The sequence below is a fragment of the Halomonas dongshanensis genome (genome assembly GCF_024790395.1).
Classification (GTDB): domain Bacteria; phylum Pseudomonadota; class Gammaproteobacteria; order Pseudomonadales; family Halomonadaceae; genus Vreelandella; species Vreelandella dongshanensis.
Map to the genome: position 1 here is coordinate 546,299 of NZ_JAJISC010000001.1, position 23,157 is coordinate 569,455.

The window sequence follows — 23,157 nt, forward strand, 5'->3', positions numbered from 1 at the left end:
GCTCCTTTTGTCAGGGGTCGCCCCATGTTCACCGCATTGCCCACTGTTGCGCCTACTGCTGCGTTGGCCATCGAAGGCTTATACAAATCGTTTGGCGACAAGATCGCCCTGGATGGTATCGATCTACATCTACCACAGGGCAAGGTGTTGGCGCTGCTTGGGCCATCGGGGTGCGGTAAAACGACGCTACTGCGCTGTATCGCGGGACTGACGGGGATCGATAAAGGGTATATCGCGCTGGACGGGCATCGGGTAGCCGAAGCGTCACGCTGTTTGAGCCCAGATGAGCGTCGTTTAGGCATGGTGTTTCAAGACTATGCGCTCTGGCCGCATATGAGCGTGGCGCAAAACGTTGCGTTTCCGTTAGAAATGCTGGGCGTTAAGGGCCGTATCCGCCAAGAGCAGGTGGCTTGGGCACTATCGCTGGTGGGGCTTGAGGAGTACGCCGAGCGCCAGCCGGGTGCACTTTCCGGTGGCCAGCAGCAGCGTGTTGCATTGGCACGTGCCATCGTGGCCAAGCCGCGCCTATTGTTGATGGATGAGCCGCTCTCCAATTTGGATAAAGGGCTTCGCGATGCGCTGGCGTTGGAAATTCGCGCCTTGATTGAAGAGCTGGGTCTCACTGCAGTGTTCGTAACTCATGACCAGCAAGAAGCGTTTGCCCTAGCGGACGATGTCGCTGTGCTCCAGAACGGGCGATTACAGCAAGTCGCCTCACCCGAAACGCTTTACCACGCACCGGCGAGTGCTGATGTTGCAGCGTTCATCGATGCAGGCGCTTTGTTGGCGGGCCATATCGATCGCCATGGTTTCCACCTAGGAAAACAGACGTTGCGTATTCAGCCAGTTGAGACGTATGTCGGTCCTGTCAAAGCGCTCTTACCTCGCAGGGCGGTGACGCTAGTTTCTCCCGCCGAGGCGGATATCGTCGCCACGTTGAAAGGCCAGCTCTTTCAGGGTGACCACACCGCGCTGACGTTGACGCTGGCGCCGGGGAGTGACCTGAAACTACGCCTTGATCAGCCAACCAAGATTGCCAGCACGGTGGGGTTGGCCATCGATGCCTCAGCGCTCTGCGTCTGGACGCCAGAGGGCCGGGCGCTTCGCTGTACGCCGCTTCGTGAAGCGGCCGCGCTCATCTAACGTGCATCACTTCGTATATCAACTAACAACACCCGCTTGCGGTTCATGCTCACTACCATAGGGAAAAATGGAACATGTCGATTCGTTTACGTTCTCGCTACACGCTGCTGTCGCTTACCGGCATCGCCCTGCTTGGCTCGGGAAGCCTCGTCTACGCGCAGGCGCTGACGGTCTATTCGGCAGGTCCTGATGCGCTGATCGAGCGGTTGGCAGCGGACTTCACCGCTCAGAGCGATATCGACATCAACGTTTTTCAAAGCACCACGGGGCAAGTCATGGCGCGGCTGGAGTCCGAGCGGGCCAATCCGTTGGCCGATGTCGTCATCTCGGCCTCTTGGGAGAGCGCGGTCGCCCTCTCTCAGGAGGGACTGCTGCATCCTTACCGCTCCCCCAATGCCGAAAGCGTGCCCGATTTTCTTCAAGCGGATGATTACGTAGCGCAAGGCATCTCTGCCCTGGCATTGGTGTGGAACCGCAATAGTGATACACCGATGCCGACGGACTGGGCCGATATGACCGATGCCGTCTATGCCAATCAAGTGACGATGCCCGACCCAGCGCAGTCGGGCACAGCCTTTGAGCTTTTGACCGGGCTTGTAACGGCAATGGGGGAAGAGGCGACGTGGTCGCTTATGGAGGCGCTGGTCGATAACGGCATGATCGTTCCTGGACCTAACGCCCGCGCTCTCAATCCCGTTCTTCAAGGTGCCAAATCCGTGGTGTTCGGCGCCGTCGACTATATTTCGCTAGGCCAGCAAGCCGATGGTGAGGCGATCGAGGTCATCTTCCCCGCAAGCGGCACGGTCATTGCGCCAAGGCCAATGATGATTCTGGCTTCGAGCCCCATGCAGGACGAAGCTGAGCAGTTCATCGACTTCGTACTCTCCGAACAGGGCCAGCGCCGAGTCGCTGAAAGCTATTTGATGCCCGCCCGTAGCGATGTCGAGGCGCAGCGGCCGACACTCGACGAGCTTACGCTGATCGATGTCGACAGCGCAGCCATGGGCGCGCAGCGTGAGGCCTTATTGGCGCGTTTTCGTGACGTGATCGGCGGATGATGGCGACGCGTGAAGGAGGGCGCTTCTCATGGCCTAAAGGGGCGGATATCGTACTTTTGCTGACGGCGGTGGCGCTCTTGTTGCTGGTCGGTCTGCCGCTTGTGTATATCCTGCTGCAAGCGATTTTTCCGCACTGGTCGCGCGGAGATTTCGGCGACGCCTTGGCGCATGTATGGCCTACCTTGAGCGATCCCTCTCTGGTGACGCTAGTTGGCAATACGCTGCGTTTAGGTGTTGCCGTAGTGGTGGCTTGTGCGCTACTCGCTGTGCCCTTGGGAGCGTTGCGCGCGCTCACGCGCGTACCTGGCGGAGGGCTTTGGGACATCGTCTTTCTGATTCCCTTCATGATTCCTCCCTACATCGCCGCGCTCTCATGGATGCTGACGCTGCAGACGCGCGGCTATGCTCAGCAGCTCAGCGGTATCGAAGCAAGCGGCTTTCTCTACTCATTTTCTGGCATCGTCTTCGTCATGGTGCTTAACGTCTTTCCCGTGGTCTACTTTGCTGTTTCACGCACGCTGATGAGCGTGAGTGGACGCTACGCCTCGGCAGCACGGGTGTGCGGAGCGGGAAAATGGCGAGCGCTCTGGCGCGTGACGTTACCACTGTCCACGCCAGGCATTGCTGCCAGCCTTCTACTGGTCTTCGCTTTAACCATCGAAGAGTTTGGCACTCCCGCGACCTTGGGAGCTCAGGCGGGCTACCACGTGTTGGTCACAGGTATCCATCAGCGCTTCTCTGACTGGCCCATCGATATTCCAGGTGCCGCCGTGCTGTCGCTGCTGCTGGTGCTTTTAGCAATGGCCGCATTCTATTTGCAGCACTGGCTAGTGACGCGTCGCTCCTTTGCCAGCCAGACGGGCAAGCCCGTGCTGGCTGAGCGCGCCGAACTTGGGCCATGGAAGTGGCCGGTCGTGGTCCTGTTTGGCTTTGTAGGCAGCGTTGCCGTGCTGGTGCCGCTACTGGCCGTGCTGGCCACCTCGCTGAGTGCAACGCTATCGAGCGGGTTGGCTCTCGATAATCTATCGCTGCGTCATTTCGAGGCGCTGCTGGCCAATCGGGGTGGGGCGCTCAAGGCGCTATCGACGAGTTTGAGCTTGGCGCTAGGTGCGGCACTGCTCACAGGAATTCTGGGAGCGTTGGTCGGTTATCTGGTGGTGCGTGCCCAGGTGCGCGGCAAGCGGCTGCTCGATCTCCTGTCACTGCTGCCCAATACGCTACCGGGTATCGTCGTGGCCGTGGGCTTGATCCTCGCCTGGAATCAGCGCTTCTGGCCCGTTCAGGTCTATAACACCAGTGCGATGCTACTGCTGGCCTATACCTGCTTGCTGTTACCTTATCCCGTGCGTTACGCCAGTGCCGCTTTTCGTCAGATGGGAGAGAGTCTGGAAGCCGCCGCACGTGTCTGCGGAGCGGGATTCGTCACGACATTTCGACGCATTTTATTGCCCACCATGGCGCCTAGCTTGCTGGTATCGATGCTACTGGTTTTCGCCATCGCCTCGCGTGAGCTTGTCGCTTCGCTGATGGTGGCGCCTGCAGGAATGAGTACGGTATCGACGTTCGTTTTTGGTCAGTTCGAGCAGGGCTCTCCCGGTGTAGGAATGGCGATGAGCGCCGTGGCGATATTCACCACCACGGCGCTATTGGTACTACTGACGGTGTTCACACGACGTCACCTACCCATAGCAGGCTAGTCAGGATTCGCATGAACACCTAGAAAATTGCGCGTACGCCGATATACAGCACTGAGGGGGCGAGTAGGGCGCCAAGGCCGGTGTAGAAGGTGGCGGTCATGGCGCCGTAGGGCACGAGTTTGGGGTCGGTGGCGGCGAGCCCCGCCGCGACGCCGCTGGTAGTGCCCATCAAACCACCGAAGATCATCGCCGAACGCGGGTTGTCGAGGCCGATATAGCGCGCAGCCATGGGAGTCATCACCATCACCAGAATCGACTTGAAAAGCCCTGCTGCAATCGAAAGCGCAATGATCTCGGAGGAGGCGCCAATCGAAGCGCCCGCAATGGGGCCGACGATGTAGGTCACCGTGCCCGCGCCGATGGTGGTGAGCGATACCGGATCGCGGTAGCCAAAGGCGTAGGCCACGGCCACCCCGGCGACGAAAGAGACCAAGACGCCGAGAAACAGCGCTACGATACCGCTGATACCGGCTTCGCGAATCTCTTGAAAACGCACTCCATAGGCGGTGGCGATGATGGCGAGATCGCGCAGCATGCCGCCGCCCATGAGGCCAAGCCCGGCGAAGAGGCTGATGTCGGCAAGCCCTTTGGTGCCGCCGGTGTGAATGCCGCCGAAGTACGCCAGTGCCAGCCCCGCCATGATGGCGATGGCGGAGCCATGCACGCGCCCACGGGTCAGCTTGGCGCTGATCAGATAGGAGACGTACATGGTGGCGCCGACCAGAGCGAAGGCGGCGATCAGGTGCTGCTTTTCCAGCTGAGTGACGAGTGATTCGATCATGCGGGCGGTCTCCGATCAGCGAGCGTGGCGGGTGGGCGAGCGCGACGGCGCGGATACCAGCGTCCCGCGACTGCGTGCGGCTTGAGCGGACGGCTCTTTGCTCACGGCAGGCTTAGTAGGGGGCGTTTCGGGCGTGGGTTGGGTGGCATCGCTTTTGCGGCCCAAGCGGTTGAGAAAAGGCACCAGGGCAAAGCTTGCCACTACGGCCACGAGGCTCGCTAAAAGCGCGATCATGCCGCCATCGAAGGCCGCTGCCACGTTCTGACTCGCTGCCATCGCAACGACGATGGGAATGTACATGCCATTCCAGAAGGTGATGCCGCTTTCGGTACTGGGGGGCATCTTCTTCTTGTCCATCAGGTAGCCGCCGAGAAAGATCAGCATCAACATCGCGATGCCGACGCCACCGACGTTGGATTCCACGCCGAGCAGCATGCCCAGCACGTCTCCGGCCCACAGGCCGACCAGCATGCACCCTGCCAGCAGGGCGACTCCGTATATCACCATGAGGGTTCTTCCTATGTTGTCGTTATTGTAAAAGCTAGTAAATCTATAGGCTTAGCGTGACGGTCGTGTGCCGCAGTCGGGCCAGGCCCTCCCCTGCGGCGCGGGTGCTACGCTCACGCCTGGCGTGAGCGCAAACGCTATCAGGCGGTGGCGTTCTCCTGGGTAAAGGTATCGGCGTAGGTGCTGCGCAGCTGGTTCTTTTGCACTTTGCCCATGACGTTACGCGGCAGCGAATCGGCAAAGAAGACGCGCTTGGGCTGCTTGTAGCGCGCAAGCTCCCCTTTCAAGGCAGCGAGTATCTGCGCTTCGTCGAGCGAGGCGGAGGCCTCGGGCACCACGACGGCCACCACGCCTTCGCCCAAATCCGTGTGCTTGACGCCAATGACCGCCGATTCGACCACGCCGGGCATGTCGTCGATCAACTGCTCGACCTCTTTGGGATAGACGTTGTAGCCACCGGAGATGACCAGATCCTTGTCGCGGCCGACGATGTTCAGATAGCCGTGCTCATCGACGAGCCCCAGATCACCGGTAATGAAGAAGCCATCATCGCGGAACTCGGCTTTGGTCTTTTCCGGCATGCGCCAGTAGCCCTTGAAGACGTTAGGGCCGCGCAGCTCGACCATGCCGGTCTCGCCCTGGGGCAGCGCCTTGCCGGTTTCGCGGTCGGCAATACGCAGCTCCACGCCCGGTAGCGGCATGCCGACGGTGCCGGGGCGGCGTTTGCCGACGTAGGGGTTGGAGGTGTTCATGTTGGTTTCGGTCATGCCGTAGCGCTCGAGAATGGCGTGACCGGTACGCGCTTCGAACGCCTCGTGGGTTTCGGCGAGCAGCGGCGCCGAGCCCGAAATGAACAGGCGCATGTTGGCCACCACGTCGCGATCCAGACGAGGGGAGGCCAGAAGGCGCGTATAGAAAGTAGGCACGCCCATGAGCACGGTCGAGTGCGGCATCAAATCGAGCAACTCGTCGACATCGAGCTTAGGCAAAAAGGTCATCGAGGCGCCGTTGATCAGCGTCACATTGCAGGCGACGAAAAGGCCATGGGTGTGAAAGATCGGTAGCGCATGGATCAGGTGATCCTGATCGCTATATTGCCACGCCTCGGTAAGTGCCTGGCTGTTGGAGGCCAGGTTGGTATGGCTGAGCATGGCACCCTTGGAGCGCCCGGTGGTGCCCGAGGTGTAGAGAATCGCCGCCAGATCGTCGGCGCCGACGTCGCAGACACTTTCGGTCTCGCGCGCAGTAGCGGCTTTTTCCATCAGGCTGCCGTCGGCCTTAGTGCCGAGGCTTTCAACGTGGGCGACATTGCTGGCGCTCGCGCGGGCCTTAGCATCCTCCAATACGTCTGGGCGGCAGACGTAGAGGTGCGGTTCGGCATCTTCGAGGAAGTAGGCGATTTCGCTGTCGGTGTAGGCAGTATTGAGCGGCAGATAGACCGCGCCGACCTGCAGACAGGCGAGGTAGAGCATGACGATCTCGGGGCTCTTGTCGACCTGCACGGCCACGCGGTCGCCGGGCGAGACGCCGAGTTCGAGCAGGACGCTCGCCAGTCGGCGGCTGGTGGCGAGCACGTCGGCGTAGCGGTAGCGTTTGCCGTCGAGGGTATCCATCAGCACTTTGTCGGGATTGCGCTCGAAGTGCGGGTAGAAGGCGAGGTAGAGGTTGTGGTTCATCAAGGTCTCCTTGTTATTGTCGTCTGGCAGTGAGGCTAGGCGTTGGCTTCGGTAGCAGAGGACGGCTCTGAACGAGACGGCTCGGGGCGAAAATAGGTACCTGCTTGTGCTGCCAAACGACGGATGTCGTTGGCGCAAACCACGCTGTTATCAGCGCTATAGGCTTCGTGGTTCTGCTCGATGCGGTCGAGTTGGTAGAGGTAGTTGACCATCAGGCCATGGGACTGTTTCATCCCCTTGGACGAGGTGTCGGCCTGGGCGTTCAACCGGTGCAGGCTGGCGCCGTTACCCAGGTGAAAGCGGGCGACGGGGTTGAGCGGCTGACCGCTACGGTGCTTGGCCTCGACCAGGTAGTAGGCGGCCAAGCGCATGAATACTTTGTGTTCGGCGGGGGCGAGCGTGTCCAGGCTGTTAGCGTCGAGCGCGCTTTCGAGCTCCTCCGGCAGGGCGAGGGTTTCGCGCTCTTGCTGCTCCATGAGCCAATCGGCAAAGCCCGGCACCGGCGAAAGGGTAACGAAGTTCTTGATTTGAGGCAGCTCGCGGCTCAGCTCTTGAACCACCTGTTTGATCAAAAAGTTGCCGAACGAGACACCTTTGAGCCCGGCTTGGCAGTTGCTGATGCTGTAGAACACGGCGGTGTCGGCCTCGTCCAGAGGGAGCTCCTCGCCGTGTTCGAGGATGCGCTGAACGTTACCGGGAATACCGTTGCACAGCGCCACCTCGACGAAGATAAGTGGCTCGTCCCCGGTCGCCGGGTGGAAAAAGGCGTAGCAGCGGCGATCATCCGGGTCGAGGCGGCGGCGCAGGTCGTGCCAGTCGCCGATGGCGTGCACCGCCTCGTAGCGAATCAGTTTTTCCAGCACCGCCGCCGGGGTGTTCCAATCGATGCTTTCGAGCACCAGAAAGCCGCGATTGAACCAGGAGTTGAACAGGTGAGCAAAATCGCCATCCAGCGCCGCAAGTTCGGGGGCGTGGCGTAGCTGCTTGAGCAGATCGGCACGCATCTTGACCAGTTCGAAGGTGCCGCCGGGGCACAGGTTGAGGCGCCGTAGAAGATCCTGACGACGTGGCTCGCAGGCGTTGAATAGCCGCTCCAGTGCGGCGTTGTCGGGCTGTTCGCAGTAGGCCGCGTAGGCGGCATGAATGGCCTCGGGCTCGGCGGCGTAGTCGTTAGCCAGCAGGGTGAAGAAGGCGCGCTGCTCTTCGGGTTCGAGCTGACGGTAGTGGTTCAGCGCCTGTTGGGCGGTGAAGATCTGCGAAGCTTCGCCACCGCGCTGCATGAGCGTCTGGCAGGCACGGGTCAGCCCGTGCAGGTGCACGGCGCTGCCCTCGTCGTCATCGGCTGCGCCTAAGTGGCGCCGGGTGCGCACGCTGATGTTGGAAAGCAGTCCCTGGAGGAACGACATGTTCATGTTCATGCGCATGGACCTCTTGGTGGACGGTTCGCTGTGGCAGCGGTCGCCGCTCGTGGGTTATTGTCGTTGATATCGGTACAGAAGAATTTAACACTGCGCGGTGTTATATATAACAAATAGGGTTTTGCGATATTACCGTCAAGGTGGGGAGGGGTAGACATATGGCGAAGACGCTAGCAAAAAGCGCTAAATCGGCCGCCAGCGCCAAGGTATCCCAGGCCCAGCGGCTGCGCGATTTGCTCGAGGATGCCATCGTCGAAGGACGTTTCATGCCGGGCGCGCGGCTCGACCCCGATGCCCTGGCGCGCGAATACGAATGCTCGCGCACGCCCATTCGCGAGGCGATCCAGCAGCTTGCCATGTCGGGGATGGTGCAGGTCGTGCCCAAGCGTGGCACCTTCGTCACTCAACTTAGCGTGGCTGAGCTGGTCGAGCGCTTCGAAGTGATGGCCGAGCTCGAAGCGCTCTGCGGCCGCCTGGCCGCCCGGCGTATCGACGTGGACGAGCTCGCCCTACTGCGTCAGGCGCATGAGGCCTGCCGGGCGCGGGTCGAGGCGGGGGACAGCAACGGCTATTACTACGAGAACAGTGTCTTTCATCACCGCATCTACGCCGCCACCCACAATCAGTTTCTGATTCAGGAGGCTTCACGCCTGCACGCGGTGCTGCAACCCTATCGGCGGCTACAGCTGCAGGTAAGGTTGCGTCTGGAGAGCTCCTTTACCGAACACGAGGCGATCGTTGCGGCCATTGCGGCCGGTGACGCTGCCCTTGCCGAGCAGCGTCTACGCGATCACGTCATGATCCAGGGCGAGCGGTTCAACGATCTGGTCGCATCGGTCAATCAGCTAAAGCGGGCCTAGGCGTCGCGGTCGACGGCGAAAGGCGACCACGCTTGGCGCACCGGCATGATTTCGAGGCGGTTGATGTTGATATGCGCAGGCAGCGTGGCGAGATAGAAGAGCTGCTCGGCGATGTCCTCGGCCTGAAGCGGCGTAGTGCCGCTGTAGAGGGCATCCGATGCCGCTTGGTTACCTTTGGTGCGCACCAGGGTGAACTCGGTTTCGGCCATGCCGGGCGCAAGATCGGTGACCCGCACGCCGGTGCCCAACAGATCGCAGCGCAGGTTGTAACCGAACTGCTGAACGAACGCCTTGGTCGCACCGTAGACGTGACCGCCCGGGTAGGGCCACTGCCCGGCCACTGAGCCCAGGTTGAGAATGCTCGCTCCCGCGCCGTGCTCAAGCAAAAGCGGTAGGGCCGCGTGGGTGACGTTGACCAGCCCCGTGACGTTAGTGTCGATCATGGTGTGCCAGTCTTCGAGCGCCACTTTTTGCGCTGGCTCTGGCGCCAGGGCAAGCCCTGCGTTGTTGATCAGGCAGGTCAGCGGCAAGAAGGCATCGGGGAGGTTGCCCAGCTCGCGCGCCACGGCGTCGCTATCGCGTACGTCGAGGGCGAGAGTGAGCACCGGCACCTTGGCAGCAAGCTCCTTTTCGAGGGCGTCCAAACGCTCCTTACGCCGTCCGGTGAGTATCAGCGACCAGCCCGCTTGGGCGAAACGCTGGGCGGCGGCCTTGCCAAAGCCGGAAGTGGCACCGGTAATCAAAACGCTGGGCATCGATTGTCTCCTTGAGGCTACATGGGTGAGCGCATAGCGCTCTAATGTAGCCTGTTTGGGCGCTTCGAATGAAGGGTTTGCGAGCGGCGATGCCTCGCTTTTAGGTCTCAGCCCAGTTGGCGGCGCCAGCGATTCTCGATGGTATCGGGCTCGGTGGGGCCGTAAGGCACGCTCGCCTGGCCGCTATAGTGGCCCCAGAGCTGGTCGCCAAAGTCGAAATGCCACCATTCGCTGGGCAGGTTGGTGAAGCCTTGGTCGCACATGATGCGGTAGAGCAGGCGGCGGTTGTCGCGCGCCTGGCGCTCGGCGACGGTGAGGTTTTCTTGGCGTTCGAAGTGATCGGTGTGAGAGGCGGGCAGCGCCTCGTCGAACAGCGTCCCCATGTCAAGCGGCACGCCATCGGCATCGCACAGGGTGACGTCTACTGCGCCGCCGGTGAGGTGCGGGCTCGGTGCGGTAGGCTCGCGGCTGGGAATGGAGACGAACTCGCGCGTGCGCTCGAGCAGTTGAGCCTCGTCGAGGTCGGGGTGGCGGTGTTTGATCGCCGCCTGCAGGGTCTCGAACAGGTACTGCTGTACGCGCCAGGGGCGCCAGCCGTCGATGACGATGAGGCCAAGCCCGGCGGGCAACTGACGCGCCGCTGCGACCAGCGCACGAAAGACCCCTTCACGCACGAAACACTCGCCCACCGCGCCGGGAATGCCCAGCCGTGCATAGGCGGGAAAGACACGCACGGGGGCGCTGGCCAAGCTCATCGGCAGCAGGCGCTCGCCGTTGTCGGCGATGGGCAGGCGCCGCAGCGCCGCCCAATCGGGCGCTGCCCGAGAGGGAATGGCGGGCAGGTCGGTAGTGTCGAATAAAGGGGTAGCGCTTGAGGACATTGGTTCATCCAAGGTAGGCAGGCAGCCACAGGGCCAGGCCGGGGAATACGATCAACAGTAACAGCACCGCGATGGCGGTCAGCACGAAGGGCCAAATGGTCTTGAACAGCGCGACGATCTCCAGGCGGCTGACGGCTGCGGCGACGAACACGCAGGCACCGAGCGGCGGGGTGATCAACGCAATGGTGATGTTCAGCGTAATGATCACGCCCAGATGCACCGGGTCCACGCCCGCCATCATCGCCACCGGCGCAAAGATCGGTGTGAGCAGCATCAACGCCGATACCTCCTCCATGAACATGCCGGTAACGAAGGTGATGGCGCTAAGCAGCAGCAAGATGATGATGGGACTATCGATGTAGGGTGAGAGCAGCGAGACGAACTGCATCGGCACCTGAGCGTAGGAGAGCAGCCAACTGATGGTCGAGGAGGCTGCCATGATGAGAAAGATCGCCGAGGTCAGCCGTGCGGTATCGACCAGCGCGCGCCAGCAGTGGCGCAAGCGAAGCCCGCCCAGTACCACACCGCATAGCGCCACGTAGAGTGCCGTGAGCGCGCCCGATTCGGTGGGCGTGACGATGCCCAGCACGATACCGGCAACGATGATGAACGGTGCCACCAAGGCGGGCAGAGCGGCGACGAACGCCACGCCAAGCTGGGCAAGCGACGGCAAGCGGCCGCTTTTGGGAAGCCGGTGGCGCCAGGCGTACCAAGCGTTCATCCCCATGAAGGCCAGACCCAGTAGGAGCCCTGGGATGATCCCGGCTAGAAACAGATCGCCCACCGAGGTATTGGTCAGCGAGGCGTAGAGAATCATGAAGATGCTGGGCGGGATGATCGGCCCGATCAAGGAGCTTCCTGCCGTGAGTCCGGCAGCGAAGGCGCGCGAATAGCCCTCTTTCTCCATCGCCGGAACCAAAAGCGAGCCGAGCGCTGAGGTATCGGCCACCGCCGAGCCGTTGACTCCGGCGAAGAACACGCTGGAGACCACGTTAACGTGGCCCATGCCGCCGCGCAGGTGGCCGACGAGCAGGCGCGCAAGCCCCATCAGCCGCTCGGTCAAACCGCTTGCGTTCATCAGGTTACCGGCGAAGATGAACAGCGGAATGGCCATTAGCGAGAAGGCGTCGATGCCGCCGAAGAACTGCTGCGGCAGCATGCGCGGAATCATCGAGGGGTCGACGAAAAGAAAGCCCACCAGCGCCGTCACCAGCAGGGCAATGAACAGCGGCAAGCCCAGCAGCACATGGCCGAGAAAAACGGCCAGCATGGTCAGGGTCATAGGGTCTCCTCCTGGGTCTTGAGCGGCGCGGGCCCGTACAGCAGTGCGTGCCAGGCCAGCAGGGCGAAGCCCACGGTAAGCGCTTGCAGCGGCAGTGAACGGCTCAAACCCAGCCCCGAGGTCTTGAACATGCCGACCGAGAGCGCATAGCGATAGCTGACCCAGGCGCCGCCCACGGCGATGGCGAGCGTCAGCAGCCACTGATAGACATTGAGCAGTCTGGCAAGTGGCGTGGGCAGTAAACGTTCGAGCAGGCCTACGCGCATGTGGCCGCCTTCGACCCAGACGGCGCCCGCCGCCAGCATGACCGTGGTGATGATCAAGTAGCGCGACAGCTCATCGGTCCAGATGGGCGCGCCACCGGCGACGTAGCGCATGAACACGCCGTAGAGAATGGCGCCAACGTTGATGCCAAGGGCAAGACCAGCAAGCGACAGCGTTACTGGACGACTGATCGCTAACAGCTGGGCGCGAAGGGGGGTGAGCATGGAGCGCTCCTGGTGCAGGGCACGAAGGAAAGGGGCCGATCAAAATCGGCCCCGGTTCAGGTCAGCGACGCGCTATCAGTCGTCGGTGCTCTCTCCGATACTCTCTCCGGTACTCTCTCCGGTATTCTCTTCCGTACCCGCGCCGACGTCTTCCAGCGCCATGTCGATCCAGCGCTGTTCGATACCGCGCTCGGCGAGCCACTCCATGTAGGCGGGCTGGCCAACGCTACGAAACGCTTCCAGGTCTTCGTGGCTGGGGCGAATCACTTCCATGCCTTCCGCTTCGAGGTAGGCGATACGCGATTCGACCTGCGCCTGGTTAGCTTCACGGGCGTTGTGGTTGGCCTCGGCGACGGCTTCCATGATGGCGTTGCGCGTTTCGTCGTCCCAACTGGCGATCATCTCGCTGTTACCCACCAGGAACTGGTCGGAGTACTGGATGTTGGCCAGCGTCAGGTAGTTCTGCACTTCGTAGAGACTCGCCAGGATGATGTACATCGGCGGGTTCATCTGGCCGTCGGCCACGCCCGTGCGCAGGGCCATGTAGGTCTCGGTCCAGGGAATCGGCGTGCCGGAGGCGCCAAAGGCTTCATACAGCGCTACCTGGCTTGGGTCCATGGCGCGAAAGCGCAGGCCTTCGAAGTCTTCGGGGCGCTGAATCGGACGCTTGCTGTTGGTGAAGGCGAGGAAGCCGCCCTCTTCGACCACGGCGAGCATGTCCACACCGGCACGCTCGCTCAGCTCGCTGCTCAATGTTTGCCAGTACTCGCCTTCGTCGAAGAACGTCCGTGCAGCATCGAAATCTTCGAACAGAAACGGAATGGCGCTAACGAATATTTCATCGGCAAGCGGTGAGATACCCGCGAAGGAGGCAATGTTGAGCATCGGTGTGCTCATGGTCTGCTCCATGCGGTCCTCTTCGCTACCCAGCATGCTGTTGGGGAAAAGACGCAGCTCTACCTCGTGGTCGGTCTTCTCGGCGACCAGCTCCTTGAGATTGTTGGCAAAGACGTGCACCGCGTTCTTTTCGGGGTCTGGCGCGCCGTTATAGCTTAGATTGATGGTGGTGGTCGCCAGCGCCGAGCCGCTCAGCAGGGCAGAGCCCAGCAGGCAGGCTGCCGTCAGTGTCTTGGGGGAAAAACGAATCATGGTGCACATCTCCTTGCGTTACTTTTTTATGACGACGGGTAGCCGAAATGACAGCCGTCTATCGTTATGCTTTGGAGACTATGCATTGAGGCGTTGACTATGCAATACCCAAAGCGTTGCTTTAATAACAACGCCTTTCGTTTCGCTAGGGAGGCATGTCGACGCCATCAACGCAGCAGTCTCGGGGCATCCGCTGAGAAAAACCGCATTCCATTGTGTAAATGCTCGACGCAGGTAGTGGCAGCGACGGTCAGCTCTTGACCGTGAAGGCTTACGATCTGCGCGCGAGCGCGGTTCAACAGCGTATATTTCATCGGCAGGGCCGCGATCTCTCCGCGGCGAATCTCGTCGATGACGGTAAGCTCGGGCATGAAGGTGACACCAATACCCGAGCGCACGAAGTTCTTGAGGACCGACACCGAGTTGGTGTGCAGTCGCGCATCGAGATGCACGCGCTCGAGGTGAGCGACCATATTGACCATCTGGCGCATGCCGAAGGGGTTGTCCATCAGCCCCAGCGGCCAACCGCGCAGGTCGTGCAGGCCAATCGGCCGCTCTAGCGCGCACAGAGGGTGGCCAGGGGGAACGATGAGATCGAGCGGCTGACGGGTCTCGACGTGACAACGCAGCTGTGGGTCGACCGGCGGGGCATAGAGCAGGGCGAGGTCCACTTCACGATCCTTGAGCAGCGACATGGCCTCGTTGACCCCGGCCATACGGATCTCGACGTCGATACCCTCGAAAGTGGTCATGAAGACGCCTAGCGGCTCGGCAATCAGGTCGGCGATGTAACCTTCACCCACGGCGATGCGTACTTCGCCTTGCGCCATGCCCTGTAGCGCCATGAGCTGTGAGCGCACGGCTTCTTCTTGAGCGCGCTGGGCGTGAAAGTGCTGCGCCAGGAGCTTGCCAGCGGCGGTGGCACGCATGCCGCCGCCGTGGCGCTCGCACAGCGGCGTTCCCAGCTCTTCCTCTAACGCTTTGATCTGGCGGCTCAGCGCCGAAGGGTCGACGTCCAGATGCGCTGCCGCCCGGCGCAGGGAGCCGCGACGAATCACTTCATTGAGATAGATCAGAGCACGCTGATTGAGCATGGCAATATCGAGGCTGGACGCTGGTAAACGCTAAGTTTATCAGAGCCTGATAAAGGCAAAAGCTTGAACTACCGGGAAAAAAGCCTCGCTTTGCCCTTCAGGGGGATTTGGTCGACAATGCTAGCTCTTCTCTCGGTCGGGTATGCGCTCATGCAGGCACAGGGGTTCTTCGAGTCCATCGGTGAAACCATCGGCGACGTCATTCGCACGGTAGTGGAGTTTCTACTGGCGATCTTCACCAACTTCTTCGGCGCGCTGGAGTCCTTCGTTGATGGTCTGAGCCGCTCGCTGGGTATCAACGCTTCCTTCTTTTCCCTGCTGGTATTGCTGGTCGGCCTATGGCTCTTGTGGCGCGGTATTCGAGCGCTTTTGCGCGGTGCGTTCTTGGGTGCCCTCGTACGCATTGGCCTGGGGCTTTTAGTGCTCTCTTGGCTGCTGATGTAACGTCGGTCTCTATGCTAACTGCAACTGCATAAGCGATTGGCTTTTTATAACGCTAGATTTATTTATCATTTGCCTATTTGGTGCATTTTGCCATCATTGCGCTCTTCTTTGGTGCGTTCAGCAGGGAGTGAGCAGAGGTCGATGAAGAGTTATCTGGGCAAGATGCGAGGCGAGCGCATTCAGCGCCAGCAGGTCGGGTGGCAAGATGCGCTGTGGTCGTGGATCGGCGCGTTTAGCGGCATGGCGGCCATCTGTTGGCTGAGCGCAGGCTGGCTATCGCATCAACTGCTCATCGTTGGCTCCTTCGGTGCCACCTCGGTACTCATCTACGCTGCGCCCGAAAGCCCCTTTGCTCAGCCGCGCAACGTCATGCTCGGCAGCGTGCTGTCGGCTGCCATTGGCGTGGGCTGCTACTACGGCTTTGGGGCGACGCCGTTCTCCATGGCGCTGGCCGTATCGCTGTCGATCCTGGTCATGCAGTTGACCCACTCGGTGCATCCTCCAGGCGCGGCGGCCGCGCTGATCGCCGTGGCCGGCGGCGAGGGCGTTCACGAACTTGGCTGGTGGTACCCGCTATTGCCCATCGGCATGGGCTGCGCGCTAATGGTCTTCATTGCCATGCTGGTAAATAATCTGGCGCGCCACCGCCGCTATCCGCGTCACTGGTAGTCGTGATACGACTCGATGGACGTTGTGCGATTGGCTACCATGGGCAGTATCGATCCTCCAGGAGCCGTCATGCGTGCCATCTTCCTCGTCGATAACGGGTCACTGCGTGCAGCGGCCGTGTTCAATCTGCGCCGTCTTGCGGTGCTATTGAGTGAGCGCTTGGGCGAAGAGGTGCAGGCGGCCTCGCTGTTGCACGCCAACAAGATCCCCAGTGAAGAGCTCGATGGCGTGGCAGCGGCGACCCTTGGGCCTGCCGCCGAGCGCGCCGCCGAGGTGGGCGCGCAGGAGATCATCGTGGTGCCGCTATTCTTCGGCGCCAGCCGGGCACTCACCGACTACCTTCCCGAGCGTTTGGGCGCGCTACAGGCACGCTTTCCTCAGGTGCCCGTTACCGTGGCGATGCCGCTGATCGATGAGTATGGCGATAACGACCTGCGTTTGGCCGAGCTCTTGGCCGATAATGTGCGCGCGACGCTGCCCAGCGAGTGCTGCGGGGTGATCCTGGTCGACCATGGCTCACCGATTCCCGAGGTGACAGCGGTGCGTAACCGCGTGGCCGGGCAGCTAAGCGCGCTGCTGGGAGATCAGGTGCGCTTCGTCGTTGCGGCCTCCATGGAGCGGCGGGAGGGCGAGGCGTATCGCTTCAACGAGCCGCTGCTGGAAACCCTGCTGGCGACGCCCGAGATCGATGGCCCGGTGGTGCTGGCGATGCTCTTTCTCTCGCCGGGTCGCCACGCCGGGCCGGGTGGCGACATCGCTCACATCTGCCAGGCGGCCATGGTCAAGCGCGAGACGCTACGCGTATTGCCCACGCGCCTGGTCGGTGAGCATCTCGATATCGTCGCGCTCTTGCACACGCGCGCCAAGCAGGCGCTGGCGCATCAGCGCTTTCTGCTCCAGATGCCTGCAGGCGAGGCGGCGAAGTGATGCCATGAGGGCGAAGAGCGCGTAGAATCGCGCCCCTTGCACCTGCCATTCATTTTGCCGACCAGGGCCCTTTCGTGATCGCCACCGCCAACATCACCATGCAGTTCGGGGCCAAGCCCCTGTTCGAGAACGTCTCGGTCAAATTCAACAACGGCAACCGCTACGGGTTGATCGGCGCCAACGGCTGCGGCAAGTCCACCTTCATGAAGATTCTCGGCGGCGAGCTCGAGCCCTCGTCGGGCCAGGTGATGCTCGACAGCAGCACTCGCCTTGGCAAGCTGCGCCAGGACCAGTTCGCCTTCGAGAGCGAACGGGTGATCGACACCGTCATCATGGGCAACGTCGAGCTGTGGCAGGTGGCGGCGGAGCGCGAGCGCATCTACGCCTTGCCGGAGATGAGCGAAGAGGATGGCATGGCGGTGGCGGATCTCGAGGTGCGCTTCGCCGAGCTCGACGGCTACACCGCCGAGGCCCGCGCCGGCGAGCTGCTGCTGGGCTTAGGCATTCCGCTCGAGCAGCACTTCGGCCCCATGAGTGAAGTGGCGCCGGGCTGGAAACTGCGCGTGCTGCTCGCCCAGGCGCTGTTCTCCGACCCGGACGTGCTGCTGCTCGACGAGCCGACCAACCACCTGGACATCAACACCATCCGCTGGCTCGAGGAGATCCTCAAGGCGCGCAGCAGCACCATGGTGATCATCTCCCACGACCGCCACTTCCTGAACAGCGTCTGCACCCACATGGCGGATCTCGACTACGGCGAGATCACCCTGTTCCCCGGCAACTACGACGAGTACATGACCGCCGCCACTGCCGCCCGCGAGCGCCAGCACGCCGACAACGCCAAGAAGAAGGCGCAGATCGCCGAGCTTCAGCAGTTCGTCAGCCGCTTCTCCGCCAACGCCTCCAAGGCCAAGCAGGCGACCTCCCGGGCGCGCCAGATTGACAAGATCAAGCTCGAGGAGATCAAGCCCTCGAGCCGGGTGAGCCCGTTCATCCGCTTCGATCAGAACAAGAAGATTCACCGTAATGCGGTCAGCGTCGAGGCGATCAGCCAAGGGTTCGAGGGCAATCCGCCGCTGTTCGAGCGCTTCTCGATGGTCGTGGAAGCCGGCGAGCGCATCGCCATCATCGGCCCCAACGGTATCGGCAAGACCACGCTGTTGAAGACCTTGGCCGGCGATCTGGCACCGCTAAAGGGTGAAGTGAAGTGGACCGACGCCGCCGAGCTTGGCGTGTTCGCCCAGGACCACGGCGCCGACTTCGCCGAAGACGCGACGCTGTTCGAGTGGATGGGGCAGTGGACCAAGGGCGGCGAGCAGGTGGTGCGCGGGGCGCTCGGGCGGATGCTGTTCTCCAGCGACGACATCAATAAGTCGGTGAAGGTCATCTCCGGTGGCGAGCAGGGGCGGATGCTGTTCGGCAAGCTGACGCTCACCAACCCCAACGTGCTGCTGATGGACGAGCCCACCAACCACCTGGACATGGAGTCGATCGAGGCGCTCAACCTGGCGCTCGAGAACTACCCTGGCACGCTGCTGTTCGTCAGCCACGACCGCGAGTTCGTCTCGAGCCTTGCCACCCGCATCATCGACATGCAGCCGGAAGGCATCGTCGACTTCAGCGGCAGCTACGACGACTACCTGCGAAGCCAGGGCGTGCTGGCTAGCTGAGGATCTGCTGGTAGGTCGTGTCGGTGGCGGGGTTCTGCTCGCCATCGAGCATGTCGCCCTTGAAGGCGTCGTTGAGCTCCTTGGCCAGCGCCACGTAGACGTGCATCTGCTGGTTGCGCCGCTTGTGCAAGGGGGGCTTGACCAGCAGGCTCACGCCGCGAATCGGCGCGTGGGACTCGCCACGCAGTAGATCCGGCATCTCGCCGGGAGGAAAGGCGTTGGCCAGGGTGACGGGGTTCGAGCGCTGCTGGCCGTCGATCAGAAAGACCTTCTTGAGCGGGTCGAAGCGGGCGTTCTTGCCGCGCAGCCACTCGGTGAGCCGCTCGTCGGTGGTAGCGTCCGGGTGGGCGAAGATCACGAACAGCGAATGCTGCTTGACCTTGACGGCGGGCACCGGCGGCGGGGCGGGCTCGGTCGGCGGTGCCGGGGCGGGCTTGGGCATTGCTGCCTGCGCCTTGCGCGCCTTGGCGCGCCGACGCCTTGGCAGCACCACGTAAACGAACAGCGCCGCCGCCACCACCCCGCACAGCAGCGATACAAAGGCGAGCCACACCGGAAGGGAAATCGTATCCATTTATCACCCCAAGCCAGACACCAAACGCGAACCCTGTCGATCGAGGGCAAGTGCCCCCTGCGACAGCCCTGCACGCGTGAACAGGTAACGTAGTCGAAAATAACAGGATTTTTAGACATCCGGGTACAAAAAAAGCACCACGGGCGTGGTGCTTCGATAAAAACGACTGCTTTTTCAGATGTCTATAACCTTTCGCAAGGCAAATTTTACTTCAGTCGGTCGTGGCCGTTGTCGAGAAAGGGGTAGTCGGTATAGCCCGTCGCATCGCCCCCGTAGAAGGTCTCCTGGTTCGGCTCGTTGAGCGGCGCACCCACGCGAAAGCGCTCGACCAGATCCGGGTTGGCGATGTAGGGACGGCCATACGCCACCAGATCGCCGTTGCCGCTCTCGAGCAACGCCTCGCCCTTGTCGGCATCGTAATGGCCGCAGTAGATCAATCGGCCATTGAAGCGCTCGCGCATCCGCTCGCGGAAACCGTCCGGGAAGGTGTTGTCGCCCCCGGCCCAGTTTGGCTCGTTGAGGTGGATATAGGCGATGCCCCGCTTGGAGAGCTCGTCGGCCAGATACAGCGCCATCTCCTCGGGCTCGTCGTCGGTCAGGCCGAAAATCTCGATGAACGGCGTGAGGCGAATGCCCACGCGACCTGCGCCGACCACCTCGATCACCGCATCGACCACCTCCAGCGGGAAGCGGGCGCGGTTCTCGATCGAGCCGCCGTAGCGATCAGTGCGCTGGTTGGTGCCGGTGGCCAGGAACTGGTTGAGCAGGTAGGCATTGGCGGCGTGCACTTCGACCATGTCGAAGCCTGCCCGCTTGGCGCGAAGGGCGGCTTGGCGATAGTCATCGACGACACCGGCGATCTCGTCGGTTTCCAGCGCTCTGGGGGTGCTGGTGGGGTGCTGCCCGGCGCTGCCGTCTTCGAACTCGACGAAGCACTGAGCGCCTTCGCCCTTCAGCGCGCTTGGTGCGACTGGCTGCTGGCCGTCGGGCTGCACCATTTCGTGGGAGACGCGACCCACGTGCCAAAGCTGTAGCGCGATGCGCCCACCCTTGGCGTGTACGGCTTCGACGACGTCCTTCCAGCCAGCTTCCTGTTCGTCGGTCCAGATACCGGGGGTGTAAACGTAGCCGCGCGCGGTAGGCGAAATATTGGTGGCTTCGCTGATGATCAACCCCGAACCAGCGCGCTGGCCGTAGTAGGCCTGCTGCAGCTCGCCCGGTACGCTATCGGGCGTGCGCGCCCGGGTCAGCGGCGCCATGACGATGCGGTTGGGCAGGCTGAGGGTGCCTAGCTCGAGGGGGCGGAAAAGCGGCTCGTGAGCCATCCGGTACTCTCCTTGTGACGGGCCTGATAATAGGCAGAATGAAAGCGCCAAAAGAATAGACCAGTTTACTAGTAAGTGCCAGCGCGCAGAGCAGTGACAAAAGCCACGGGCCTGATCAATGCTGCGATCAGGCTCGTGGTGCGGTCAGCGTGTTGCAAAAGCTGTCTTAAAGGCTGTCTCAAGCTCTTATCCAGAGCTTAGCTCAATACCCTACGAGGTGCCCTAGCACCAGGCCTGCCCAGGAGAGCAGGTAGACCAGCCCCATGAACGGCAGGATGGCCTTGAGCCACTGCTCGTAGGTCACGCGGCCCAGCGCGATCATGGCCAGCATGCCGCCTGAGGTAGGAATGATGAGGTTGGTCAGGCCATCGCCGATCTGGAAGGAAGTGATCATTAACTGACGGCTCATGCCGACGAGGTCGGCCACCGGAATCAGGATGGGCATGGTGACCAGCGCCTGACCCGAGCCCGAGGGTACGAAGAGGTTGATCACGCCTTGTAGCACGCTGGCCATGATGGCCGAAAGCATCGGCGGCACGCCGTCGAGCAGGCCGCTCAGTGCGTTGACGATGGTATCGATGATCGAGGCGTCGTTGAGTATGACCTGAATGGAGGCGGCAAGGCCGATCACCAGGGCACCTGCAGTCACGCTCGAAGCGCCTTCGACCATTTGTTTGGCGATGCCGTTGGCCGATAAGCCATTGAGCGCGCCGATGACGATGGCCATCAGCAGGAACATGGCCGCGATCTCGTTGATGTACCAGCCGCGCGTGAATACGCCAAAGAGCATAATCCCAAGCCCGCCAACGAAGGCGATGAGCGTGGCGAGGTTGCGTCCGCTAAGAGAGTACTCGCTCAGCGGGCGGCTCATGCGTTCGGCATTGGGCGACTCGCGAAACGACATTTTCACTACGCGCTTGCAGATATACACCGAGAGTAGCGACAGCGCGCAAAGCAGCAGCAGAGTGCGCAGCCAGGCGCCTGAGAAGGTGGGTAGCTCAGCGATGCCCTGAGCCACGCCGACGGTGTAGGGGTTGATTGGCGAGAGCGCAAACCCAACGCCGATGCCGCCCACCGCCATGGTGGTGCCGACTAGGCTCGAACAGCCAATGGCGCTGGCGATCAGTACGGCAATAGGCACCAGGGCAATGTTATTTTCGTAGCCCACGGCGACGCCAAAAAAGCCATAGATGAAGGTGCCAACGGTAATGATGAGATTGCGCCGCTCGACGCCCACCCGGTTGACCGCCACGCCGATGGCATTTTCGAGCGCGCCGGTTTTCTGCAGGATATGAAAGAGCCCGCCCGCGATGAAAACGATGAACAGATACTGCGCGGCGTTGATCAAGCCGCGTGGAATGGCCACGAAGATATCGAACGGCACGATGGGGGCGATATCACTCAAATAAGTGAAGGAGCCCGGCACGACCACGGTGCGGCCGTTTTGAGCAACGCGCTCGAACTCTCCTGCAGGAATGACGAAGGTCAAAAGATACGTGGCCACCAAGATCATGAAGATCAGGACCATGGGGTCGGGTACCGAGCGGTACCACTTCTTGGGTGCACCGGCTGGGGTGCTAGCGGAGTCGGTCATGGCAGTGCCTTGGATTAAGAGTGTCTCAGCAGTGGCGCCCTAGGGGGCGTCTCGTAGGGGCGTGTCAGCGAGCGACACAAAAAAACCTGCAAGCGGGCTTGCAGGCTAGCGCTATCATACCAGCGATGTGGAAAAGCGGCTCAGCGTTGCCAGAACCAACGGCGCTTGGGGGCAGGCACGGCGATGTTCGCAATGGCCGCCGAGAGCGGCAACAAAATGGCGCCAAGCTGGCGGTGGCAAATGGCGCTGCTCATTACGCCAGGACACTGGCGCAGCAGTAGGTCGCACTGCTGGTCGGCAATATAAAGCTGCTGCTGTACCGGCACGGTAAACAGCGTACGTCCCTGCGCCGCCACGCGATGCAGTTCTCGCGACAGCATGGAGAGCATGCCGGTATCTAGCCAGCACGGAAGTGGATCGTCCAACCGCCCAGCAATCGAGTGCTGTACCGCCTCGAAAGAGGTCCGCAAAAAGATAAGCGTTTGGCGAAGCTGCCGCTGTTCACTGGTCATGGCTCTCCTCCGCGTGAGATAACGCCGCTAAATTGAGTAGCTAGCAAATGATTGTGAAGTGTTTCTCATTTGCAACTTCAATCGGGACGATAGCGATACCGCATCGGGTTGTCAATTGCCTTCGTATCTTATTGCTATGACGGCCTCGTCATTGCTGTGCATCTTTGAAGCGGGTGGCGGCTATAGTGAGGTGAGATTCAAATACCAGGCACAAAAAAAGCACCCGAAGGTGCTTTTTTTGCTAGGTGTTGGTGGAGGCGGCGGGAATTGAACCCGCGTCCGCCAGCACTCGCCCATTGGCTCTACATGCTTAGAGTTCGTCTTTTGCTTTAACGCCACTGACTCCGACGATCAGGATTCAGCTACGCGAGCCTTCTAAAGTTTGACGATTGGCGAGAAGACACCACCAACCGCGGTCCTGTCAGCTTTAGCTCGTATCCCCTCAGCAATGAACAGGCACATCGCCTTGGGGCCAGACAAGAAGCTAGCAGTTCTTAGGCTGCCAGCGCGCCTTGAGCGTAGTTTTCGTCGTTTGCGACTATTTTTCGAGATGTGGTATTTACGAGAGACATCTCGCTCTCGGCATGCACCGCAGGGGTTGTCACCGGCGTCGAAACCATGTCGCCCCCCTAAGTCAGCGCCATTCTAACGCG

General features: G+C 61.5%; 22 protein-coding genes and 1 other RNA gene. 8 read left to right on the top strand and 15 right to left on the bottom strand.

The window, feature by feature from the left end:
* Positions 1 to 24 precede the first annotated feature (24 nt).
* The 3 genes from LLY24_RS02505 (at position 25) to LLY24_RS02515 (ending at position 3,898) form a co-directional block, all read left to right on the top strand.
* Entirely contained in the window at positions 25 to 1,143 is a 1,119-nt protein-coding gene (locus tag LLY24_RS02505) for an ABC transporter ATP-binding protein (RefSeq protein WP_259034683.1), read from the top strand.
* Positions 1,144 to 1,217: 74 nt separating this feature from the next.
* Positions 1,218 to 2,201 carry an ABC transporter substrate-binding protein gene (locus LLY24_RS02510; RefSeq protein WP_259034684.1) on the top strand — a complete coding sequence of 328 codons (984 nt, stop codon included), beginning with the start codon at positions 1,218 to 1,220 and terminating at the stop codon, positions 2,199 to 2,201.
* Positions 2,198 to 3,898 (top strand): ABC transporter permease, encoded by a 1,701-nt coding sequence (locus tag LLY24_RS02515; protein ID WP_259034685.1) that lies wholly within the window; start codon positions 2,198 to 2,200, stop codon positions 3,896 to 3,898. The genes LLY24_RS02510 and LLY24_RS02515 overlap by 4 nt, the downstream gene beginning before the upstream one ends.
* 19 nt (positions 3,899 to 3,917) lie before the next feature.
* Here LLY24_RS02515 and madM read toward each other — a convergent pair whose 3' ends face one another.
* The 4 genes from madM to LLY24_RS02535 form a co-directional block, all read right to left on the bottom strand.
* Complete coding sequence (gene madM / locus LLY24_RS02520; RefSeq protein ID WP_259034686.1) at positions 3,918 to 4,679, bottom strand: malonate transporter subunit MadM; 762 nt, start codon at positions 4,677 to 4,679, stop codon at positions 3,918 to 3,920.
* A gap of 15 nt (positions 4,680 to 4,694) precedes the next feature.
* Entirely contained in the window at positions 4,695 to 5,186 is a 492-nt protein-coding gene (madL, locus tag LLY24_RS02525; RefSeq protein ID WP_259034687.1) for a malonate transporter subunit MadL, read from the bottom strand.
* A gap of 140 nt (positions 5,187 to 5,326) precedes the next feature.
* Positions 5,327 to 6,862, bottom strand: coding sequence for a malonate--CoA ligase (locus LLY24_RS02530; protein ID WP_259034688.1), 1,536 nt, complete (start codon positions 6,860 to 6,862; stop codon positions 5,327 to 5,329).
* Positions 6,863 to 6,897: 35 nt separating this feature from the next.
* Positions 6,898 to 8,274, bottom strand: a complete 1,377-nt coding sequence (locus tag LLY24_RS02535; RefSeq protein WP_259034896.1) for a malonyl-CoA decarboxylase — start codon at positions 8,272 to 8,274, stop codon at positions 6,898 to 6,900.
* A 164-nt stretch (positions 8,275 to 8,438) separates the two neighbouring features.
* On the opposite strand from LLY24_RS02535, the gene LLY24_RS02540 reads away from it, so the two are divergent.
* Positions 8,439 to 9,140: a GntR family transcriptional regulator gene (locus LLY24_RS02540; RefSeq protein ID WP_259034689.1), complete on the top strand. Its 702-nt coding sequence runs from the start codon at positions 8,439 to 8,441 to the stop codon at positions 9,138 to 9,140.
* On the opposite strand, the gene LLY24_RS02545 is transcribed toward LLY24_RS02540, so the two are convergent.
* The 6 genes from LLY24_RS02545 to LLY24_RS02570 form a co-directional block, all read right to left on the bottom strand.
* The gene (locus LLY24_RS02545) at positions 9,137 to 9,895 is read right to left on the bottom strand and encodes an SDR family NAD(P)-dependent oxidoreductase (RefSeq protein ID WP_259034690.1); all 759 of its coding nucleotides are present in this window, start codon (positions 9,893 to 9,895) and stop codon (positions 9,137 to 9,139) included. The genes LLY24_RS02540 and LLY24_RS02545 overlap by 4 nt on opposite strands.
* Positions 9,896 to 10,002: 107 nt before the next feature.
* Entirely contained in the window at positions 10,003 to 10,776 is a 774-nt protein-coding gene (locus tag LLY24_RS02550; RefSeq protein ID WP_259034691.1) for a M15 family metallopeptidase, read from the bottom strand.
* Between the two features lie 4 nt (positions 10,777 to 10,780).
* On the bottom strand, positions 10,781 to 12,058 hold the full coding sequence (locus LLY24_RS02555; RefSeq protein WP_259034692.1) for a TRAP transporter large permease: 1,278 nt from the start codon (positions 12,056 to 12,058) through the stop codon (positions 10,781 to 10,783).
* Positions 12,055 to 12,546, bottom strand: a complete 492-nt coding sequence (locus LLY24_RS02560; RefSeq protein WP_259034693.1) for a TRAP transporter small permease — start codon at positions 12,544 to 12,546, stop codon at positions 12,055 to 12,057. Before LLY24_RS02560 ends, LLY24_RS02555 begins: the two co-directional genes overlap by 4 nt.
* 75 nt (positions 12,547 to 12,621) lie before the next feature.
* Positions 12,622 to 13,695, bottom strand: coding sequence for a TRAP transporter substrate-binding protein DctP (dctP, locus tag LLY24_RS02565; protein WP_259034694.1), 1,074 nt, complete (start codon positions 13,693 to 13,695; stop codon positions 12,622 to 12,624).
* 167 nt (positions 13,696 to 13,862) lie between these two features.
* On the bottom strand, positions 13,863 to 14,789 hold the full coding sequence (locus LLY24_RS02570) for a LysR family transcriptional regulator (protein WP_259034695.1): 927 nt from the start codon (positions 14,787 to 14,789) through the stop codon (positions 13,863 to 13,865).
* Positions 14,790 to 14,939: 150 nt separating this feature from the next.
* Between LLY24_RS02570 and LLY24_RS02575 the strand changes: the two genes are divergently transcribed.
* The 4 genes from LLY24_RS02575 to LLY24_RS02590 all read left to right on the top strand — a co-directional run bounded on the left by LLY24_RS02575 (position 14,940) and on the right by LLY24_RS02590 (position 18,499).
* On the top strand, positions 14,940 to 15,233 hold the full coding sequence (locus LLY24_RS02575) for a hypothetical protein (protein ID WP_259034897.1): 294 nt from the start codon (positions 14,940 to 14,942) through the stop codon (positions 15,231 to 15,233).
* 141 nt (positions 15,234 to 15,374) lie between these two features.
* Entirely contained in the window at positions 15,375 to 15,902 is a 528-nt protein-coding gene (locus tag LLY24_RS02580) for an HPP family protein (RefSeq protein ID WP_259034696.1), read from the top strand.
* 69 nt (positions 15,903 to 15,971) lie between these two features.
* On the top strand, positions 15,972 to 16,829 hold the full coding sequence (locus LLY24_RS02585) for a sirohydrochlorin chelatase (protein ID WP_259034697.1): 858 nt from the start codon (positions 15,972 to 15,974) through the stop codon (positions 16,827 to 16,829).
* Positions 16,830 to 16,903: 74 nt separating this feature from the next.
* The gene (locus tag LLY24_RS02590; protein ID WP_259034698.1) at positions 16,904 to 18,499 is read left to right on the top strand and encodes an ABC-F family ATPase; all 1,596 of its coding nucleotides are present in this window, start codon (positions 16,904 to 16,906) and stop codon (positions 18,497 to 18,499) included.
* On the opposite strand, the gene LLY24_RS02595 is transcribed toward LLY24_RS02590, so the two are convergent.
* The 5 genes from LLY24_RS02595 to ssrA form a co-directional block, all read right to left on the bottom strand.
* A complete protein-coding gene (locus tag LLY24_RS02595; protein ID WP_259034699.1) occupies positions 18,492 to 19,073 on the bottom strand; it encodes a cell division protein ZipA C-terminal FtsZ-binding domain-containing protein in 582 nt (193 codons plus the stop codon). The two genes, LLY24_RS02590 and LLY24_RS02595, sit on opposite strands and share 8 nt — an antisense overlap.
* 206 nt (positions 19,074 to 19,279) lie before the next feature.
* Positions 19,280 to 20,398, bottom strand: coding sequence for an alkene reductase (locus LLY24_RS02600; protein WP_259034700.1), 1,119 nt, complete (start codon positions 20,396 to 20,398; stop codon positions 19,280 to 19,282).
* Positions 20,399 to 20,600: 202 nt separating this feature from the next.
* The gene (locus LLY24_RS02605; RefSeq protein WP_259034701.1) at positions 20,601 to 21,992 is read right to left on the bottom strand and encodes a YfcC family protein; all 1,392 of its coding nucleotides are present in this window, start codon (positions 21,990 to 21,992) and stop codon (positions 20,601 to 20,603) included.
* Positions 21,993 to 22,132: 140 nt separating this feature from the next.
* Positions 22,133 to 22,504, bottom strand: coding sequence for a hypothetical protein (locus LLY24_RS02610; protein ID WP_259034702.1), 372 nt, complete (start codon positions 22,502 to 22,504; stop codon positions 22,133 to 22,135).
* 249 nt (positions 22,505 to 22,753) lie between these two features.
* Positions 22,754 to 23,133: a transfer-messenger RNA gene (gene ssrA, locus LLY24_RS02615) on the bottom strand.
* Between the last annotated feature and the right edge of the window lie 24 nt (positions 23,134 to 23,157).

Excerpts from the sequence above, each read along its gene's own strand:
- LLY24_RS02605 (WP_259034701.1), bottom strand. The coding sequence starts at position 21,992 with ATGACCGACTCCGCTAGCACCCCAGCCGGTGCACCCAAGAAGTGGTAC.
- LLY24_RS02600 (WP_259034700.1), bottom strand. The coding sequence starts at position 20,398 with ATGGCTCACGAGCCGCTTTTCCGCCCCCTCGAGCTAGGCACCCTCAGC.
- LLY24_RS02550 (WP_259034691.1), bottom strand. The coding sequence starts at position 10,776 with ATGTCCTCAAGCGCTACCCCTTTATTCGACACTACCGACCTGCCCGCC.
- LLY24_RS02575 (WP_259034897.1), top strand. The coding sequence starts at position 14,940 with ATGCAGGCACAGGGGTTCTTCGAGTCCATCGGTGAAACCATCGGCGAC.
- dctP (WP_259034694.1), bottom strand. The coding sequence starts at position 13,695 with ATGATTCGTTTTTCCCCCAAGACACTGACGGCAGCCTGCCTGCTGGGC.
- LLY24_RS02545 (WP_259034690.1), bottom strand. The coding sequence starts at position 9,895 with ATGCCCAGCGTTTTGATTACCGGTGCCACTTCCGGCTTTGGCAAGGCC.
- LLY24_RS02535 (WP_259034896.1), bottom strand. The coding sequence starts at position 8,274 with ATGAACATGTCGTTCCTCCAGGGACTGCTTTCCAACATCAGCGTGCGC.
- LLY24_RS02560 (WP_259034693.1), bottom strand. The coding sequence starts at position 12,546 with ATGCTCACCCCCCTTCGCGCCCAGCTGTTAGCGATCAGTCGTCCAGTA.
- LLY24_RS02540 (WP_259034689.1), top strand. The coding sequence starts at position 8,439 with ATGGCGAAGACGCTAGCAAAAAGCGCTAAATCGGCCGCCAGCGCCAAG.
- LLY24_RS02570 (WP_259034695.1), bottom strand. The coding sequence starts at position 14,789 with ATGCTCAATCAGCGTGCTCTGATCTATCTCAATGAAGTGATTCGTCGC.
- madL (WP_259034687.1), bottom strand. The coding sequence starts at position 5,186 with ATGGTGATATACGGAGTCGCCCTGCTGGCAGGGTGCATGCTGGTCGGC.
- LLY24_RS02585 (WP_259034697.1), top strand. The coding sequence starts at position 15,972 with ATGCGTGCCATCTTCCTCGTCGATAACGGGTCACTGCGTGCAGCGGCC.
- LLY24_RS02610 (WP_259034702.1), bottom strand. The coding sequence starts at position 22,504 with ATGACCAGTGAACAGCGGCAGCTTCGCCAAACGCTTATCTTTTTGCGG.
- LLY24_RS02505 (WP_259034683.1), top strand. The coding sequence starts at position 25 with ATGTTCACCGCATTGCCCACTGTTGCGCCTACTGCTGCGTTGGCCATC.
- LLY24_RS02510 (WP_259034684.1), top strand. The coding sequence starts at position 1,218 with ATGTCGATTCGTTTACGTTCTCGCTACACGCTGCTGTCGCTTACCGGC.
- LLY24_RS02530 (WP_259034688.1), bottom strand. The coding sequence starts at position 6,862 with ATGAACCACAACCTCTACCTCGCCTTCTACCCGCACTTCGAGCGCAAT.
- LLY24_RS02555 (WP_259034692.1), bottom strand. The coding sequence starts at position 12,058 with ATGACCCTGACCATGCTGGCCGTTTTTCTCGGCCATGTGCTGCTGGGC.
- LLY24_RS02595 (WP_259034699.1), bottom strand. The coding sequence starts at position 19,073 with ATGGATACGATTTCCCTTCCGGTGTGGCTCGCCTTTGTATCGCTGCTG.
- madM (WP_259034686.1), bottom strand. The coding sequence starts at position 4,679 with ATGATCGAATCACTCGTCACTCAGCTGGAAAAGCAGCACCTGATCGCC.
- LLY24_RS02515 (WP_259034685.1), top strand. The coding sequence starts at position 2,198 with ATGATGGCGACGCGTGAAGGAGGGCGCTTCTCATGGCCTAAAGGGGCG.
- LLY24_RS02580 (WP_259034696.1), top strand. The coding sequence starts at position 15,375 with ATGAAGAGTTATCTGGGCAAGATGCGAGGCGAGCGCATTCAGCGCCAG.